This is a genomic window from uncultured Helicobacter sp. (assembly GCF_937893305.1).
Classification (GTDB): domain Bacteria; phylum Campylobacterota; class Campylobacteria; order Campylobacterales; family Helicobacteraceae; genus Helicobacter_D.
Genome location: NZ_CALBGN010000016.1, coordinates 163179 through 180470, shown reverse-complemented (window position 1 = coordinate 180470; position 17292 = coordinate 163179). Strand labels below are relative to the sequence as shown.

The following is a 17292-nucleotide window of genomic DNA, read 5'->3' as shown; positions in this document are numbered from 1 at the left end:
TAATATTTTTTGTTAATTTTAGAATTATATCAAAATTTATTTTTTCAAAAAATGCTTAATCAACAAAAATATCTCATTTTAGTTTAGTTTTTAAAAAAGTTGCCGATATAGTGAGTGTTAAACAAAAAGCAAAAGGAGAAACAATGCAAGTAGGCATTAATTTCTCTTCTTTTCAGGCTTTTGAATTTTCACACACTTCAGCCACCACGCATTTAAGTGTAAATCAAAAGAACCCTACAAAAGAAGAGATTACAAATACACAAGCAAATGGCGTTCCACAATCTAGTATTGACAAAGATGCTAATGGACAAACTTCAGAGATTCTCTCTGGTAATTCTCTAAACAATGGGCAGCTTAATGACTTTCAAAAAGTTATTGTAAATAAGGCATTAGAAAAACTCTCACAAATCAAAGAAGAAATGTTAAAAATGTGGGAAGAAGTGTTTGGAATGAAACCTAGTAATTCTTCTAGTGGCTCTTCTAATAATTCTCAAAACACTAATTTAAGTGTAGAATCCCTATTAAACACTAGTTTAACGCATAAAAATTTAGGGAATGGGATTAGTATTACACAAGGTTTTTCGCAATCTCTGCAAGTTTCTATTCAAGGGACGATTCTTGCAAGCGATGGAACTAAAAAAGAGCTAAATATTAGTATAGGAATCTCACAAAGTTTTATACAAAATATCCAAATCAATGGATCTAATAACAATACACAAGGTGGAGCGCAAGCACCAAATCAAAATGTTATCGATCCACTTGTGATTGATTATGAAGGCAATGGAACAGAACTTAGTGATACAAAAATGCAATTTGATTTAGATAGCGATGGCTCACCTGATCAAATTGCAACACTCAAAAAAGGTTCAGGATTTTTGGCATTAGATAAAAACAATGATGGCAAAATCAATGATGGAAATGAGCTGTTTGGCACAAAAAGTGGAGATGGCTTTAAGGATTTAAGCGTTTATGATTCCAATAAAGATGGGAAGATTGATAGAGAAGACCCTATTTATAACAAGCTAAGAATTTGGACGCCAGATGCAAATGGTGAAGGGAAACTTGTAGGGCTTGGAGAAAAAGGAATAGGAGTTATCTACCTTAGTCCTGTAGAAAGCGAAGAGTTAATGCACGGAGAAAAGGGAGATTTATTAGGAATTAAGCGTAAAAGTTCAGATTTTCTTTTTGATAGTGGCAATAGTGGAAAGGTGCATCATATTGACCTAGTTTCTGAAAAAATCAAAAACGATGCCTTACAAAATCAGGCGCAAAATGATGCAATTCAAGGAGGACTTACTCAGATACTTGCTCAAAAAGCCTATGGAAGTTTTCAAGCAAATTTTTTACAAGGTAGCTTTATTTCAGGTAATTTAAATGCAGGCATTCAAGGACAATTAGGAAATCTTGAAGATGGAATCTTAAATGGAATCTTAAATGGAATCTTAAATAATAGCAACATTAGTTTTACTCAAATTTCAAGCCTAAAAGTCAATATTTCTATTAGTTTAAGCTCGCTTCAAAGTGGTAAAAATGGTGTGAGCTTTGAGCTATCTGAAATGTGGACAAAGCTTGAAAGTAGCTTTGGCAAACTTGAAACAAACCAAAACAAACCAAATCAAAACGATAAAAATGATTCCAATTTAACAACAGGAAATCTTGTGGAATCTTTATTGGAGCATTTTGAAACAAGCTATAAAGAAATTAATCGCTTGCTCTTTGATTCAAACAAATTCAAGGAAAGTTCTGAAACTTTTAAAGATAATTTTCTAAACACACTACCACTTACGAAACTCTTGAGAGCATAAGCATTGCCTATGGAATCCAAACTTAATTTTGGATTCCAATTTTTTAAATAAAATTTCTAAAACTTCACTTACAACTAAAAATTACATTACCCCATAAGTTTTTTTGCTCTTTTTTTGCGCTTGGCAATACAATGTCTTCTAATATATTATCGGGGCTTTGCATTAAGCGAGGTTCTGCTTTAAGAGTTACCTAATCAATATCTCTAATGTCGCCTAATGTAATTTCCTTAATGGAACATTTCTTTTTGGTGAGTTTTCCGTATTCTTTTGTTTTTTCCAAAGCAAGCTTCAAAAGCTCAGTATTTAGAAAAGCATCGCTTTTTTCAAACTCCTCTTTACTTATATTCAAATCAATTTTTGGAAAAGCAAACACTAAGAAAGGGTTTTTAGAAACTTCACTTTCAATCTTTTCCAAAATCGCATTATACTCTTGTCTTTGAGATTCCACAAATTCACAATGCAAGGCAAAATCTGCTTCAAACCCTTCTTGTGTCTTCTTGCCATCTTTGTAATGATAGGAAGGATTGATTGCAAAACTCCCCCCTTTACAGATGTTATCATTCCTCAAAAAATCATTAATTGTATTAAAAGTCCTAATAACTGCATTTTTATTTTCAAGACTCAATGATTTCAATTTTTGAAGCTCTTTAGAACCAGAAACTACAAGATTACTAGAATATTGTTTAGGTTCAACATCTATAATGACATTTAAACGTTGCTTAATTAAAGTTTCAGCACTAGCTGAAATAGACACAACCACACATAAAAATAAAAAGTAAATAAAGCGCATCACAAACCCTTTAAAATTAAGATCAATATCATAATTTCAAAAGGCTAGAAGAGATTCTATTTAGGAATCTCTTAGTTAAATTATAATGCCTTTTTAGCACTCTCAACGATTTTTGCAAACGCAACTGGTTCGTGCATTGCAATATCTGCCAAAATTTTTCTATCTAGTGTAATGCCAGCTTTTTTAAGACCAAACATAAACCTTGAATAACTTATTGCATTAATTCTGCAAGCAGCATTAATTCTTACAATCCAAAGTTTTCTAAAATCTCTTTTCTTTTGTTTTCTATCACGGAATGCATAACATAAACTTCTTTCTAATTGCTCTTTAGCTTTTCTAAAGTGCTTATGTCTTGCACTATAAAAACCCCGTGCTAATTTTAAAACTTTTTTGTGGCGTCTTCTTCGAACTACACCTGTTTTTACTCTTGCCATTTTATATCCTTTACCATATTGCGGTGTGGTATTTCTACCAAACTTGCCCTAATTCTAGGGGAATGACATACTTAAATGTATGAAACTTTTAGCCTATGCCATACAGAGCATTTTTTTAACAGACTCAATATTAGCATCATGCACATACTTTGGTGCATTAAGATTTGCGATTTTTCTAGGGCGTTTTTTTGTCAAAATATGACTCTTAAACGCTGAACCGCGCTTCACAAGATTTTTTTTCAATTTAAATCTTTTGGCTGCACCACGATTTGTTTTCATCTTTGGCATCGTTACTCTCCTTTCATAAGATAAATATCAATTAACTATTTTTTAGGCGTTACAAGCATATTAACATAACGCCCCTCTACCTTAAAATCTCTTTCAATATTTGCCACATCTTCAAGCATCGTAGCAACTTTATTTAGCACTTCAAAGCCACCTTGCGGTTCGCTAACTTCTCGCCCGCGCAAAAATACACGAAATCTTACATGTTTATTCTCTTCTAAAAATTCTTTGGCGTGTTTGACTTTATAGTTAATATCGTTACTTGCAATCTTTACAGAAAGCTTAATTTCTTTAATTTCAATTTGTTTTTGCTTCTTTTTTGCTTCTTTTTGCTTTTTTTCTTGCTGATAACGGAATTTTCCATAATCCATAACCTTACAAACAGGAGGTTTTGCATCTGGCGCAATCAACACCAAATCAAGCCCTTTACTATCTGCAATGCTTAAGGCCTCATCAGAGCTAATCACCCCATACTGCTCACCATCATCACCTATACAACGCACTTGCGGAAAATCAATATCCTCATTTAGGATTACATTATCATTTTTACTCAAAAGCTAACCTCACGCATTTTCTCCTTAGTTAATGTTATAAATTCTTCAAAGCTCATTTCTGATTGTTCTTTTAAACGACGATCACGCACTGCAACCAATTTATTCTCCATTTCTTTTGCCCCCAAAACGGCAATCATCGGCACTCTTTGCTTCTCTGCATTACGGATACGCTTATTTAGTGTTTCATTTTTATCCTCAATTTCTGCATAAACACCAACTCTCAACAATGCATTACGCAATTCTTTTGCGTAATTATGTTGTGCCTCGCCAATAGGGATAATGATAACCTGTGTTGGAGCAACAAAAAATGGAAATTCTCCACCAAAATGCTCTGTCAAAATCGCTACAAAACGCTCAAAACTTCCTAAAATTGCACGATGGATCATTACAGGCTGCTGCGCACTATTATTTTCATCTGTGTAAGTCAACATAAAGCGTTCTGGCAAATTCATATCAATCTGCACCGTTCCACACTGCCATTTTCTCCCAATAGCATCAGTAATTTTAATATCAATTTTAGGACCATAAAATGCTCCACCACCCTCATCAATCTTATATGCAATTCCACAACTCTCCAACGCTCCTTTTAAGGCTTGTGTTGCTTCTTCCCAAATTTCCTCACTACCAATAGACTTTTCGGGTTTTGTAGAAATTTCCATTTCATAACTAAAACCAAAAGCATTCATAATCTTTTGTGTAAAATCAATAATACTCTCCACTTCATTCGCAATCTGATTTGGACGACAAAAGATATGTGCATCATCTTGTGTAAATTCTCTAACACGCAACAATCCGTGCAACACTCCACTTTTTTCGTGGCGATGCACAACACCATATTCGTAGAATCTCAAAGGTAATTCGCGATAACTATGCAAAGAGTTTTGATAAACTTTAATATGTCCAACACAATTCATCGGCTTAATACCATATTCCACTTCATCAATGATTGTAAAATACATATTTTCACCATAATTTGCATAATGCCCACTTGTTTTCCACACCGCACTTTTCAGAATCTCAGGACCACGCACAGGCTCATACCCACGCTCAATCAAAGCTTGTGTTAAGAGATTCTCAAGATTACGTCTAAGCCTAGCCCCCTTAGGCAGCCAAATAGGTAACCCAGCACCTACTTCTTCATCAAAAGTAAAAAGTTCCATTTCAACGCCAACTTTTCTATGATCGCGCTTTTTTGCCTCTTCTAATTGATGTAAATATTGATTTAAACTCTCTTTATCTGCAAATGCGATTCCATAAATTCTTGTCAGCATTTCTGCATCTTCATCGCCACCTAGATATGCTCCAGCAACTTTTGTAAGTTTAAAAGCATTTAATAATTTTAATGTTGGTAAATGCGGACCACGACAAAGATCTTCAAACTCTCCTTGCGCATAAATACTTAATTTTCCATCGCCTAATGGAATCTTACTCATTACTGCTTGTTTTAAATCATCATTTTTAAATTTTTCCTTAGCTTCTTCGCGCGTTAGATAATATTTTGTAATCTTCTCACCTTTTTTAGCGATTTCTTTCATCTTTATTTCAATGGTCTTTAAATCTTCTTCACCAATCTTATGATTCACGCGAAAATCATAATAAAATCCTTCTTCTACCACAGGACCAACGAAGAATTGTGCTTCAGGATAAAGTGCTTTTAAAGCTTCTGCCATCAAATGCGCACAAGTGTGACGCATAATAGACAAAGATTCTTCAGAATTATCAAAATAAATCGGATCTCCATTTATTCCTAATTCCTCGGCACTTTGTGTATCATAAATTGCGCTATTTGCTTTGATACCAATAATTTGCGACATAAAAATTGCCCTTAAATTTCAAAAATAAGTTTTGATTATACCAAAAAATTTAAAAATTAACTCTTAAATCAAAAAGAATTTTAAGGTAATTTTGGCGCAGGCAAATCTGCCTTGCGTGCCGCTAATACAATTAAAAGAATCGTAATTGCGATAAAATAATACAAAAATACTGGGATTGGCAATGGATCTCCTGCAGCATAAGAGTGCAATCCAGAGAGATAAAAATTCACACCAAAATAAGTCATCAAAATTGAATAAAATGCAACAACGCTTAATGCTGCAAAAACATACGGATTGTTTCCTCTTGGGATAAAACGGATATGTAAGACAACCACATAAACAATAATAGAAATTAATGCCCAAGTTTCCTTTGGATCCCATCCCCAATATCTTCCCCAAGACTCATTAGCCCACACACCTCCTAAAAAATTACCAACTGTTAGCATCGCAAGTCCTAAAATCATTGCCATTTCATTAATAGTATGCAAAGTTAAAATCGTGCGATCTAATTCTGGATATTTTGGATTCCTTAGGATAAAAAGTGCTAAAGTCAAAGCACCAAGCATAAAACAAAGCCCTAAAAACCCATAACTTGCAGTAATAATTGAAACATGGATATTAAGCCAATAAGATTTGAGTACGGGAACTAAATTTCCAATTTGCGGATCCATAAATCCTAAATGCGCCACAAAGAGTGAAATCCCTGCCAAAAAGCTTGCCATGCTCTGCGCTAAATAACTTTTCCTAAAGAAAACTACACCAGAGATTCCAGCTGCCCAAGCAATATAAATCATTGATTCATACGCATTGCTCCAAGGGGCGTGTCCGCCTACATACCAGCGCAAACCAAGTGCAATTGAATGTATTAATACCAAAAATGCAATTACCCAATGCACAACACGACTTGCTAAATTCTCTGCATTCTTGTGCCGAAAAATCTGCACAAGCACAATAATAAATAACAAAATTCCAAAACAAAGATAAAGTGGAGTTAGATTTTCAAACAAATTGTAGTGATTAAGAAAAATTTCCAAATCAACTTGTATTTTAGGTGGAAGCAAATTTATACCAAACTTATTTTGGATTCCATTTAGTGCTTCTATTGCTAAATCTGCATTTTCCCAATTATTTTCTAAAAGTCCATAATGAAAACCGTTAAAATACGCTCCAAAAAGCCTTTGAAGCTGTTCTGCATTTTCTTTATCAAATCCTGCAATCGCCTCACTTGGCGTAAACCACTTATCACTTTTACCGCTAAAATCTGGAAGAATTTTAAGGCTTTGCGCTGTATAAATCAAAAACGCCACATTAATTCGCTCATCAAGACTAATCACATCTTTATCAAATGTATCACGCATTGCCGGTTTTTTGCGGTTTGCATCTTCTAAAAAATTTGCAAGCTTATAAGTATTGCTTGTAAATACATCTTCAAAGGCAACATATTTTTCATTTTGATCTACACCAATAATTTCTCTAAGTTTTGGTGTAGAAATTGCCAACATTTTTACTTTTTTAAACTCATTAGGATACACCATCATTCCTAAAAATAATTGCATATTGCTAAGTCCTAAAAAGCCATCTTTTTTTGTCATTTTATGCACATATTCCATCGCTAAAGTATCCATAGGTTTCATTCTTCCGCCAAAATCCTGCACAATCAAACGTCCAAACTTTTCACTATGTGTGCCACTTTTTTCTTTAAGATTTTTAATTAAATCTAAAATGCTCTCTGTAGTAATTGGTAGTTCCTCAAACATCTCATCATTATGAGAATTATTAGAAGGCGTTTTATTTGTTTTAGATTCCATATTTTGCGTAGCTTGCGTTTGCATTTTTTCCGCCATTTGTGGAGTTGCCTGTAATGAAGTTGTATAAAACAATCCAAAACAAAATGCAAAAGCAAGCACAAGATTTTGCATTTTTAAATACTGCCCCAAACGATAAAAACGCCCATTTTTAGCAAACATAGCCCAAAGCAAACCCAAAGTAAGCATTGCATAACCAATATAAGTTGGAATCTTTCCTGGATCTCTATTGACCGATAAAATTGTGCCTTGCTCATCTAAATCATAAGAAGATTGGAAAAAGCGGAATCCCCCATAATCTAAGACATTATTCATATAAACACGATAAGGCTTTTCTACATTATTTATCGGATCAATCACTACAAGATCAGAAGCATAGGAAGAAGGACTCATAGAACCAGCATAACGCTCTAGTTGAAAATCTTTTAATGCGATTGCAAAAGGCAATGCCACTGTGCGACTCCCCCAATCTAATGCAAATTTTTTACCCCCTAACACAAAAGGAGTAACCTGATTGATCCCTGTATTTTTTACCACTTCTATTTCTTTGCTTTGACCCTTAAAACTTACCTTAACTTTTAATCTATCTGTATCCATTTTGTCTTTTGCTGGGATAAAATCAACATATTGCACTTCTAAATTTCCATCTTCAAAAGGTAGAATTTGTTGGAATCTTTTTTGCACTAAAGGCGTGATTGTTGTTGGAAAAAAGGCGCGATAAAGTTTCTCATCCACCTTTGCTAAAATTGTAATAAATTCTTCTTGGGATTCTATGGCGCTACTTTGCTCTCCCTCTCTTATATGCATCACTCCCTCAAACCCATAATAACGTGTAATTGCCGCTCCTATAAAAATCACCACTAGAGAAAAATGAAATAAAAAGGACGCATATTTTTTGCGTTGCAAAACCCTTGAGAAAAACAAAACACCAATAAGATTTAATACCAGCAATAAATGCAGCAAATCAAACCATTGTGTGCCATATATTAAAGCCTTTGCGCTTGGTGTCCCATAATCATTTTCTACAAAAGTTGCAACACCACAGGCACTTCCATAAGCAATTAACAAAATCACTGTTACCCAAAAATTACAAAATCCTTCAATGATGCTTTTAATGAGTTTTTTTGCTCTATCCATAAATTCCTCATAAAGACAAAAATAAGTCGCCATTCTATCTAAACTGCACTTTAATTTAATTAACAAAAGGCAAACAAACACAAATATAATTTGGTATAATCGTGCAAAAACTTAGGAAAACTATGGAATCCAAAATCAAAAAACCCACATTAGGCTTCACACTTTTGCGCAAAATTTTTGTTGCTGCCAACATTAGGCGTTGGAATGACCAAGCAACACCTGTAGAATTTATAGAGCTTGATAAACAAGCTCATAAAATAGTCATTGCTTACTTGCTAGCCCATTATGAAATACTAGAAAATGGCAAAAAAATTGATTTTGAACGCTTAATTATGCAGTTTTGCTATGAATTTTTACAACGCATCATTTTAACAGATATTAAACCCCCTGTGTTTCACAAACTCACTCAAAAACACAACAAAGCCTTAGTAGATTTTGTCTGCAAGCAATTAGAAGATGATTTAAAAGGATTTGGCTTTTTAGAATCAATGCGAAATTATCTTTATGGAGAAGTGCAAAACCTAGAAAAAGCGATTTTAAAAGCTTCTCATTATTATGCGTCTAAATGGGAATTTGATATAATTTACCATTTTAATCCCCATCTTTATGATGTGCAAAACATTAAAGATATTATTGATAAACAAGTCCAAGAACATTATGATTTAGCAGGTATTAGACAGATTGTGCTTTACAAAGACACGCACGAACTCATTAATATGTTTGGACAATTACGCTTTCAAAAGCGTTGGAGTCAAACACCTCGTGTGCCTTGCACATCTGTGCTTGGGCACACTTTAGTTGTGGCAATTATTGCATATCTTTTAGGATTTGATTTAAAATTTTCAAAAACTATGCAAATCCAACATTTTTTTTGTGGATTATTTCATGATTTACCAGAAATTCTAACTCGCGATATTATCTCCCCTATTAAGAAAAATATAGAAGGTCTTGATGCATTTTTAAAAGAAATCGAAAAAGAGGCTGTTGAAGAAAAAATTTTAAAAATTGTTCCAAAATCCATTGCAGATAATATTGTATATTACACACAAAATGAATTTGAAAATCGCTATAAAAATGATAAAAATATTGTATATAGCCATCAAAGATGGGAAGATTTTCTTAAAGAAGTTACCACACAAAATCCAAAAGACCCAGTTTTTGGAGAATTTTTAAAATATTGCGATCACTTAAGTGCATTTTTAGAGGCTAAAATTTCCATTGATCACGGAATCAAAAGTAAAGATTTAGTAGAAGGAGCTAAAAAATTAGAATATTCTTATAACGCAAAAACCTTAAATGGAATCGATTTAGGCTATCTCTTTAGGGAATTTGGAGAATAAAATGCTTCTAACAAGCTTATATATCATAGGAATAACTGCAGAAGGAATGACAGGCGCACTTGCGGCAGGAAGACATAATATGGATTGGTTTGGAGTGTTATTTATTGCTTGCGTAACGGCAATTGGGGGCGGTTCTATTCGTGATGTTCTTTTTGGACATTATCCGCTAACTTGGGTGGCACACCCAGAATATCTTGTTATTGTGTGTTTTGCGGCACTTTTAACTACAAAAATTCCTTATTTTGTTGCACGATTTGAAAAAACATTTTTAGTTCTTGATGCGCTTGGGCTTGCTGTTTTTAGTGTTATTGGTGCGCGTGTTGGAATAGATTTACACCCAAGTGGATCAATGGCAGTTGCTGGGGCAATCATTACAGGAGTCTTTGGTGGGATTTTAAGAGATATATTTTGCGCTAGGATTCCACTTGTTTTTCAAAAAGAACTCTACGCGAGCATTGCGCTACTAATAGGAAGCTTATATGTTATTGGAGATTATGTAAGCAAATATCATTTTTTCTTAGATGAAAACACAATCATTATTACGTGTCTAGTTATTGGTTTTATTGTTCGCTTAATCTCTATTCGCTACCACTTAGGATTACCAACTTTTAAGTTTAATCCTAAGTGATAAATACTACTTCACCGCTCCGCTTCTATGTGCTGGGTGTTGATATTCTTGTTTTTCACAACCACTAAAACTAAACACCGCCACAAAAACACCTAAAATTAGCAAAGTTTTCTTCATTGTCATTCCTTTTTTTAAAAATATGTAATTATACAAATTCCTCACAAGCTTTTCTAGTCTGCCCACGCAAGAATTCTTTCTTTTTGATTTAAAAAATTTTCAAATCTATGCGATCCGCCTTCTTCTATCACACATTGACAATCTTTAAAACGTTCTTTTGCAATCCTATAATCAAGCACCTTATCTCCTTTTTGCAAAAGCACACAATACAACTCGCTTTGAAGAGATTTCACTTCATACTGTCTTAAGCTCTTCACCAAAGACAAATCCCAAAAAAACGACTCACCACTATAAGGCACTACAATCCTGCCAATTGCCGGAAGTAAAGTTGCATAAGCATTAATAACAGGATTAACAAGCACAGCTTTGATGGAATATTTATTTGCTAAATAAGTTGCATAATACCCACCAAGCGAGCTACCAATAAGACAAAGATTTTGTGCGCCATACTTTTGAATAATAGATTCCGCATAGGCAATGGCCAAACTTGGAACATAGGAGAGATTTGGAGTTAAGGAACTTGGGGCAAAAGAGACAAGCTCCCTACCCTTATAGCAAAGCCCAACACTGCGGAATCCGTGAAGATAAAGCAGCGTTTTTGACATTATTTCACCGCATTTAATGCAGCATCATAATTTGGTTCTGTTGTGATTTCATCAACAATTTCTTTATGCACAATTTCACCGCTTGGATTAACAACAAATACCGCACGCGTTAAAAGTCCTGCAAGTGGAGAATCAGCCAAAAGCACACCATAAGCATTTCCAAAATCTTTATTTTTGAAATCACTTAAAGCAGTAACATTTGCAATCCCTTCAGTAGAACAAAATCTGCCTTGCGCAAAAGGCAAATCAAGAGATACAACAAAAACTTCTGCATTTGCAAGTGAAGCTGCCTTTTCATTAAATTTGCGTGTTTGTGTTGCACAAACTCCTGTATCAAGCGATGGAACAACATTAATAATTTGGAATTTTCCACTTGCTCCACCTATTGTTTTAGTGCTTAAGTCTCCTGCTACCAAGCTTACTTCTGGAGCTTTATCGCCTACACTTACTGATTTTCCTGATAATGTTACTGCATTTCCTTTAAATGTTGCCATATTACTTTCCTTATTGTTAAATTTGGGCTTCAATTATTAACTATCAAAACTAAAATCTACATTAAAAGACATCAATTCTAGGACGTGTTTGCAGAGATTTAATTTGACTAAAATCTTTACGCTTATAAGATTCCACTGCCACACGCCCAATCATTGCAGCATTATCGGAGCAAAACTCCAAAGGTGCCAATAATAACTCTACATTATAAAAACTACACATCTTTAAAAGTTTTTCTCTTAATGCCAAATTTGCACTTGCTCCCCCAACAACCCCAAAACTCTTCCAGCCTTTAGGATTCTTTGCGTTTTCTTCAAAAAAAATCTTACATTTTTGCGTTAAATGCGTAACCGCACTCTCTTGAAAACTTGCACACAAATTCTCCTTAAATTCATCGCTTAAGCCTTCTGCCTTTTCTATCTCCAAACGCACAGCATTTTTAAGCCCAGAAAAACTAAAGGCAAACTGCCTTTTAGAGCGCAAAGGAATTGGTAGCTTAAATGTAATAGCTCCCTTTTTTGCAAAGGATTCCACAATTGGACCTCCCGGATAACCCAAAGATAGCATTTTTGCAACCTTATCAAAACTCTCCCCAAAACTATCATCTAAACTTTGCGCCTTAATGTTAATTTTCTCAAAACTTTGCGCCTCTAGCAACATTGTATGCCCACCAGAAACCAGCAAAACACCCAAAGGAAACTTCGCTTCTTTTTGCAAAAACAAAGAATACAGATGTCCCTTTAAGTGATTTACTCCAATTAAAGGCAAATGCAATGCATAACTTAGTGCTTTTGCCATCATTACGCCTTCTAGTAGAGTTACATTTAAACCCGGTTCATTTGTTACGGCAATAGCTCCAAGATCTCTTAAATAGGGTTTTGTTCTTTCTAAAATAATAGGCAAAGATTCAGCATGCAAACGACTTGCAAGTTCAGGCACAACACCTCCAAAAGCACTATGCTCCAATTCTTGTGAGATTTTTTGATGAAAGATTAAATCATAAGTATCAATCGCAGTTAGAGCAATAGAACTATCATCGCAACTGCTTTCAATACTCAAGATAAGATTTTGCAAAATTTTCCTTACACACTTGTATCTAAAACATTAGCACCAAGACTTGCTAGTTTTTTATCAACTTTTTCTAAAGCTTTTTCTAGAGTTTTTTGACTGATTTCAGGAAGCTCTCCTCCCCAAGACTTTTCTGCTTGTTTATAACCTTGCAAAATCCCCTCACGTCCTGCTTTTAACTTCTCTATATCATCACCAGCACCCGCCAAAACAAAATCTGCAATCCTATCAGAAGTTTGTGGAATCCCAAAAAAACCATCATCACTAATTAAAGCTTTTGCTTCTTCTTGCGTCAATTCTGCTATAGGTTTTCCATTGTAACCTATGGAGTTCAAATCCAATCCATTAATAACACTATTTAAACGATCTGGATTACTTAGTGCATTCCCAATTCCACCTACTACACTGCTTTGTCCGCCAAAATTCGTTGAAACAGAGAGATTAATACTCATTTGAAACTCTACAACATAGCTTGTCATTAAAGATTTTGCATCAATTTTTTCTGCAGCTTCTTTGATGTTTTTCTCACGCTCTTTCGCACTTGTTGCATCCTTTTTTAAAAGATCTGAAGACATTGCGCCTTGCAAATCTTGCATTGTATTTCTTGTGTTTTTCAAAGAATCCATTGCCATATTGCTCTCCTTAGCAAAAATTTATGTAATAATATCGTCAATTTTTTTAAAAAGAGCAGAAACGATGAAAAAATTTTACGCAGAGTGGGAAAAACAAGATGGAATCCTTTTGTCCTTTCCTCACGCAAATTCTGATTGGAATCCATATTTAGAAGAAGTGCGCCAAGTTTATTGCACAATTCTTGTCGAAATCTTGCAAGTAGAAGCTTGTATTTTAGTTTGTAACTCCAAACAAGAAACACTAGAAATTTTCCAAAATTACTGCAAAGCCAAAGGCATTAGTTTGGCAATTTTAGAACATTTATATTGCATTGAGATTCCAAGCAATGATACTTGGGCGCGTGATTTTGGAGGAATCACGATTTCTAACAAGGGCAAAAATGTAGTTTTGGATTACGGGTTTAATGGCTGGGGTTTAAAATTTGCTTCCAATTTTGACAATCAAATTACGCATAGACTTCATAAATTAGGAATCCTAAAGCGCGTTCAAACAAAGAGAATAATCTTAGAAGGTGGAAGCATAGAGAGCAATGGAAAGGGAATTTTGCTAACTAACACACAATGCTTGCTAGAACACAATCGTAATCCTTTTTACTCTAAAGCCAAACTTGAAAAAACTCTAAAAAAAGATTTAGGAATCCAAAAGATTCTTTGGCTACACTCAGGCTACTTAAGCGGCGATGATACAGATAGTCATATTGACACTTTAGCACGCTTTATTGCACCAAATACAATTGCCTACATTGCCTGTGAGGACAAAAATGATGAACATTATGAAGCTTTATGCAAAATGGAAAATGAGTTAAAAACACTAAAAAACCTAAATAATAAGCCCTTTAAACTTGTCAAACTACCTTTTAGTAGCCCAAAACATTACAACAATGAACGCTTGCCTGCTACTTACGCAAATTTTTTATTTATTAATGGTGCAATTTTATTGCCAATCTATAATGACAAAAACGACACACAAGCAATTCAAACTCTGCAAAAAGCTTGCCCAAAACATAAAATCATCCCCATTGATTGTTCTATATTAATCCGTCAGCACGGAAGCTTACACTGCATCAGTATGCAGTTCCCAAAACACACATTAGATTTCGCAACACTCCAGTCTCTCAAGTAATTTTAAGTTTATTAAAGTATAATTCTGCCCTATCTTTTTGCGGAAATGGCGAAACTGGCAGACGCACCAGACTTAGGATCTGGCGCCGCAAGGCATGGAGGTTCAAGTCCTCTTTTCCGCACCACTTCTAAGTCTTATGTCCCTAAAAGACTCCACTAAGATTTCTTTCAGTGATGATTCTTGTTGCGTAGTTTAACATTTTGCATTGGCGTGGAATTATTTAAAATTTCTTCTGTAGATTCTTTTTGCTTTTCTAATTTTTGTTTTTCTTCTAGGATTTTCATTGCTTCTTGTGCTTTAGCTTTTTCTTCTGCAATTCTTGCTTCTTCCATTTTTTGTTTTGCTTCTTCAATTCTTTGTCCTTCTTTTAAAAATTCTTCTTCATTAAAATTTTCTGCAAAAGGTTGTCCATAAAATGCTAGAGTATCTTCATAATCAGAATCCCCAAAAGAACCCTCTTTTGATACATCATAATAAAGATTTTCTGCATCACTTTTTACTTCTTTTGACTCTGTATTTTTTTTAAAGTCTTGGAAATCTGTATAGAGAGAATCAATAGAATTTTCTTTGTTTTTCTCATCTTGTTTTATCTTTTGTAAATTTTTTCTCTGTCCTATCATTTATGCTCCTTTTGTGCTTTGATTTTTAAAAAAATTTAAATTTCACATTCTACCTTCAAGTTTAAAAAATCCAAAAAAACGATATATAAAAATAAAAATTTTTAGGTATAATTAAGCTATGCAACCAAAAAAACAAATTAGGATTATCAATGAAAACACAAGTAATACATAACACAAAACTAGAAACAAGAGAAATATTATCTCCTATGCTATTGGCATTTTTAAAACAGAAAATTAAAGAATTAGGACAAGAAAAAAATGAACAAATCATTATGGAATCCATAAGGGTAGTAACAGATGAGATTGCTAATAAGCAAATCATTAATGCAACTGCCATCAAAGAAGAGCTAGAAGAGAAATTAAAAAATGAACTTGCAACTAAGGATTTTGTAAGAGCTGAAATTAATCAAGTTCGCACAGAAATTGCAGAAGCTAAACAAGAATTAAAAATAGAGATTGCAGAATCCCACAAAAAACAAATGTGGCTTATTATCTCAACAGGAGTGATTTCAGCAATTACGATTATAGGTGCAAATTTTGCATTACTAAAATTTTTAATTGATACATTTTTAGTTGCTCTAAATGCTAATTTAAAATAAGGGTGTTATATCAAAATACTTTCTGCTATCACTTTATTGTATCATAATTTATCGCTTATACCCTTTAAAAGCTCTAAAACCTATCTAAAATCGTTAAAAAATAAAAATCAGTAAAAGAATATTACTAAGCATTAGAAAATTGATTCTAGCTAGCTTAAATTGATTGTAATCAAGTATTCTTAAAAACTTAATCACTAGATTTCCAAAAAAACAAAAAACAAAATTTAATTCAAGAATCTTTAATTTTTAAAATTTTCTTTTTTTTTGCTTTTTTGCCATTATAGAATAATAATAGCAATAATATTATATTTAATATAAATTGATTTTTACTCTCTTAACACATCTTAACGCAAATGTTATCTTTCATAATAATGTGTATGACGCACAAAAACAAGCTTTAAAAGAAGCAAAAAATTATTGTGTTTATTATTGCTTCTAGCAGTTGCCAATTCTGCCATAAACTACTCAATGACATAAGTAATCATCACTCCTTAATGCAACTTTTAATAGAGCATTATGCTGTAGCAGTGATTGATTTGGATAATCCAAACTCAAAAATACCAAGTGATTTAATTTTTAATGGCAAAACTCCTACCACATACATTATTACACCAACAGGAAATGTTATAGGACAACCACTAGAAGGTGCAATTTCTGCAAATCATCTTTATGAGCTTTTAAAAAACATTCAGGGGGTTAAAAAAGAGCAATTAGGCTTTTGATGTGAATCACTCCCACTTAAGAAATAAGAGTTTTCTTGCTAGAATGTGATAAAATCTAATTGCTAGACTTAACAACATTAAAAGCCGACCACCCTATTAAAACAACACAAATAATCATAAATAAAGCCACTATTAATCCACTCATCATACAACGCCAAAATTTCGATATTTATATAACAAATGCATCTAAAAATTAACTTAACTTATTTAATCCATAATATGCACGCAAATGAAAAATAGCCTCTTCAAAAATTTTTGGAGAGTGTATTTGTAAAATTGTCTTACCATTTTTTGTTAGAACAAAGCCTATTTTCGGTATGTCATTAAAATTTATCTTAGGAAAACTCAAATTTGATATTTCATCAATTTCTCCACCAAATAATACAACTGTTCTTATAATTTCATAATCTTCATAATGCTTTTTGATGTATAAATTTTCAAAAGCATCATAGTTTTCTAACTCATCTATACCGCATTGAACTTTTATGAATTTTTTGCCTTCAATATTTATTATCTGTTCCCTATCAAAGTCTGCCAATACCAAATCAGGTATAAAAATTCTTGCATTTTCGTTACCATTTTTGTATTCATTTCTATTTTCATATTTTTCAACAGTCAAATTTTCATTATTTTGAGTTATAAAATAACCCCTTTCGCAACCTGCGTAATTTTCATATATAGCTCTCGCTCTTGTAAATTCCTCTACAACTAAATGCAAAAAT

Annotated in this window: 18 protein-coding genes and 1 tRNA gene; 7 read left to right on the top strand and 12 right to left on the bottom strand. The window is 33.4% G+C overall.

Annotation, left to right across the window (positions count from 1 at the left end; genetic code table 11):
* The first annotated feature begins 143 nt into the window (after window positions 1-143).
* On the top strand, window positions 144-1805 hold the full coding sequence (locus Q0358_RS06100; protein WP_299548815.1) for a hypothetical protein: 1662 nt from the start codon (window positions 144-146) through the stop codon (window positions 1803-1805).
* A gap of 190 nt (window positions 1806-1995) precedes the next feature.
* Here Q0358_RS06100 and Q0358_RS06095 read toward each other — a convergent pair whose 3' ends face one another.
* From Q0358_RS06095 to ccsA, 6 genes are all read right to left on the bottom strand, one after another.
* Window positions 1996-2595, bottom strand: coding sequence for a hypothetical protein (locus tag Q0358_RS06095; protein WP_299548812.1), 600 nt, complete (start codon window positions 2593-2595; stop codon window positions 1996-1998).
* An 80-nt stretch (window positions 2596-2675) separates the two neighbouring features.
* Complete coding sequence (rplT, locus tag Q0358_RS06090; protein WP_299548809.1) at window positions 2676-3029, bottom strand: 50S ribosomal protein L20; 354 nt, start codon at window positions 3027-3029, stop codon at window positions 2676-2678.
* A 93-nt stretch (window positions 3030-3122) separates the two neighbouring features.
* A complete protein-coding gene (gene rpmI / locus Q0358_RS06085) occupies window positions 3123-3317 on the bottom strand; it encodes a 50S ribosomal protein L35 (protein WP_006801751.1) in 195 nt (64 codons plus the stop codon).
* 35 nt (window positions 3318-3352) lie between these two features.
* Window positions 3353-3868, bottom strand: a complete 516-nt coding sequence (infC, locus tag Q0358_RS06080) for a translation initiation factor IF-3 (protein WP_299548804.1) — start codon at window positions 3866-3868, stop codon at window positions 3353-3355.
* A complete protein-coding gene (gene thrS, locus Q0358_RS06075; protein WP_299548801.1) occupies window positions 3865-5682 on the bottom strand; it encodes a threonine--tRNA ligase in 1818 nt (605 codons plus the stop codon). Before thrS ends, infC begins: the two co-directional genes overlap by 4 nt.
* 80 nt (window positions 5683-5762) lie before the next feature.
* Entirely contained in the window at window positions 5763-8624 is a 2862-nt protein-coding gene (gene ccsA / locus Q0358_RS06070; RefSeq protein WP_299548799.1) for a cytochrome c biogenesis protein CcsA, read from the bottom strand.
* Between the two features lie 122 nt (window positions 8625-8746).
* Between ccsA and Q0358_RS06065 the strand changes: the two genes are divergently transcribed.
* Window positions 8747-9964 carry an HD domain-containing protein gene (locus Q0358_RS06065; RefSeq protein ID WP_299548796.1) on the top strand — a complete coding sequence of 406 codons (1218 nt, stop codon included), beginning with the start codon at window positions 8747-8749 and terminating at the stop codon, window positions 9962-9964.
* On the top strand, window positions 9954-10592 hold the full coding sequence (locus tag Q0358_RS06060; protein ID WP_299548793.1) for a trimeric intracellular cation channel family protein: 639 nt from the start codon (window positions 9954-9956) through the stop codon (window positions 10590-10592). The genes Q0358_RS06065 and Q0358_RS06060 overlap by 11 nt, the downstream gene beginning before the upstream one ends.
* A 170-nt stretch (window positions 10593-10762) precedes the next feature.
* On the opposite strand, the gene Q0358_RS06055 is transcribed toward Q0358_RS06060, so the two are convergent.
* The 4 genes from Q0358_RS06055 to Q0358_RS06040 all read right to left on the bottom strand — a co-directional run bounded on the left by Q0358_RS06055 (window position 10763) and on the right by Q0358_RS06040 (window position 13506).
* Window positions 10763-11314, bottom strand: a complete 552-nt coding sequence (locus tag Q0358_RS06055; protein ID WP_299548790.1) for a YqiA/YcfP family alpha/beta fold hydrolase — start codon at window positions 11312-11314, stop codon at window positions 10763-10765.
* The gene (gene tpx / locus Q0358_RS06050; RefSeq protein WP_299548787.1) at window positions 11314-11808 is read right to left on the bottom strand and encodes a thiol peroxidase; all 495 of its coding nucleotides are present in this window, start codon (window positions 11806-11808) and stop codon (window positions 11314-11316) included. The genes Q0358_RS06055 and tpx overlap by 1 nt, the downstream gene beginning before the upstream one ends.
* A 61-nt stretch (window positions 11809-11869) precedes the next feature.
* A complete protein-coding gene (gene tsaD, locus Q0358_RS06045; protein ID WP_299548783.1) occupies window positions 11870-12880 on the bottom strand; it encodes a tRNA (adenosine(37)-N6)-threonylcarbamoyltransferase complex transferase subunit TsaD in 1011 nt (336 codons plus the stop codon).
* Window positions 12881-12888: 8 nt separating this feature from the next.
* Window positions 12889-13506, bottom strand: a complete 618-nt coding sequence (locus Q0358_RS06040; RefSeq protein WP_299548780.1) for a hydrogenase-4 component G — start codon at window positions 13504-13506, stop codon at window positions 12889-12891.
* Window positions 13507-13570: 64 nt separating this feature from the next.
* Here Q0358_RS06040 and Q0358_RS06035 point away from each other — a divergent pair, with 64 nt between their 5' ends.
* Entirely contained in the window at window positions 13571-14629 is a 1059-nt protein-coding gene (locus Q0358_RS06035) for an agmatine deiminase family protein (protein WP_299548777.1), read from the top strand.
* A 39-nt stretch (window positions 14630-14668) separates the two neighbouring features.
* A tRNA-Leu gene (locus Q0358_RS06030) sits at window positions 14669-14753 on the top strand.
* A gap of 43 nt (window positions 14754-14796) precedes the next feature.
* Here the strand turns inward: Q0358_RS06030 and Q0358_RS06025 are convergent.
* Complete coding sequence (locus tag Q0358_RS06025) at window positions 14797-15249, bottom strand: hypothetical protein (protein ID WP_299548774.1); 453 nt, start codon at window positions 15247-15249, stop codon at window positions 14797-14799.
* A gap of 149 nt (window positions 15250-15398) precedes the next feature.
* On the opposite strand from Q0358_RS06025, the gene Q0358_RS06020 reads away from it, so the two are divergent.
* Window positions 15399-15848 carry a hypothetical protein gene (locus Q0358_RS06020; protein WP_299548771.1) on the top strand — a complete coding sequence of 150 codons (450 nt, stop codon included), beginning with the start codon at window positions 15399-15401 and terminating at the stop codon, window positions 15846-15848.
* 494 nt (window positions 15849-16342) lie between these two features.
* Entirely contained in the window at window positions 16343-16570 is a 228-nt protein-coding gene (locus Q0358_RS06015; RefSeq protein WP_299548768.1) for a hypothetical protein, read from the top strand.
* 193 nt (window positions 16571-16763) lie between these two features.
* Here the strand turns inward: Q0358_RS06015 and Q0358_RS06010 are convergent, their stop codons facing one another.
* A complete protein-coding gene (locus Q0358_RS06010; protein ID WP_299548765.1) occupies window positions 16764-17288 on the bottom strand; it encodes a hypothetical protein in 525 nt (174 codons plus the stop codon).
* Window positions 17289-17292: the final 4 nt, after the last annotated feature.

Excerpts from the sequence above, each read along its gene's own strand:
- ccsA (WP_299548799.1), bottom strand. The coding sequence starts at position 8,624 with ATGGATAGAGCAAAAAAACTCATTAAAAGCATCATTGAAGGATTTTGT.
- rpmI (WP_006801751.1), bottom strand. The coding sequence starts at position 3,317 with ATGCCAAAGATGAAAACAAATCGTGGTGCAGCCAAAAGATTTAAATTG.
- rplT (WP_299548809.1), bottom strand. The coding sequence starts at position 3,029 with ATGGCAAGAGTAAAAACAGGTGTAGTTCGAAGAAGACGCCACAAAAAA.
- tpx (WP_299548787.1), bottom strand. The coding sequence starts at position 11,808 with ATGGCAACATTTAAAGGAAATGCAGTAACATTATCAGGAAAATCAGTA.
- Q0358_RS06025 (WP_299548774.1), bottom strand. The coding sequence starts at position 15,249 with ATGATAGGACAGAGAAAAAATTTACAAAAGATAAAACAAGATGAGAAA.
- Q0358_RS06065 (WP_299548796.1), top strand. The coding sequence starts at position 8,747 with ATGGAATCCAAAATCAAAAAACCCACATTAGGCTTCACACTTTTGCGC.
- Q0358_RS06095 (WP_299548812.1), bottom strand. The coding sequence starts at position 2,595 with ATGCGCTTTATTTACTTTTTATTTTTATGTGTGGTTGTGTCTATTTCA.
- Q0358_RS06040 (WP_299548780.1), bottom strand. The coding sequence starts at position 13,506 with ATGGCAATGGATTCTTTGAAAAACACAAGAAATACAATGCAAGATTTG.
- Q0358_RS06015 (WP_299548768.1), top strand. The coding sequence starts at position 16,343 with ATGCAACTTTTAATAGAGCATTATGCTGTAGCAGTGATTGATTTGGAT.
- Q0358_RS06100 (WP_299548815.1), top strand. The coding sequence starts at position 144 with ATGCAAGTAGGCATTAATTTCTCTTCTTTTCAGGCTTTTGAATTTTCA.
- Q0358_RS06035 (WP_299548777.1), top strand. The coding sequence starts at position 13,571 with ATGAAAAAATTTTACGCAGAGTGGGAAAAACAAGATGGAATCCTTTTG.
- Q0358_RS06020 (WP_299548771.1), top strand. The coding sequence starts at position 15,399 with ATGAAAACACAAGTAATACATAACACAAAACTAGAAACAAGAGAAATA.
- Q0358_RS06055 (WP_299548790.1), bottom strand. The coding sequence starts at position 11,314 with ATGTCAAAAACGCTGCTTTATCTTCACGGATTCCGCAGTGTTGGGCTT.
- thrS (WP_299548801.1), bottom strand. The coding sequence starts at position 5,682 with ATGTCGCAAATTATTGGTATCAAAGCAAATAGCGCAATTTATGATACA.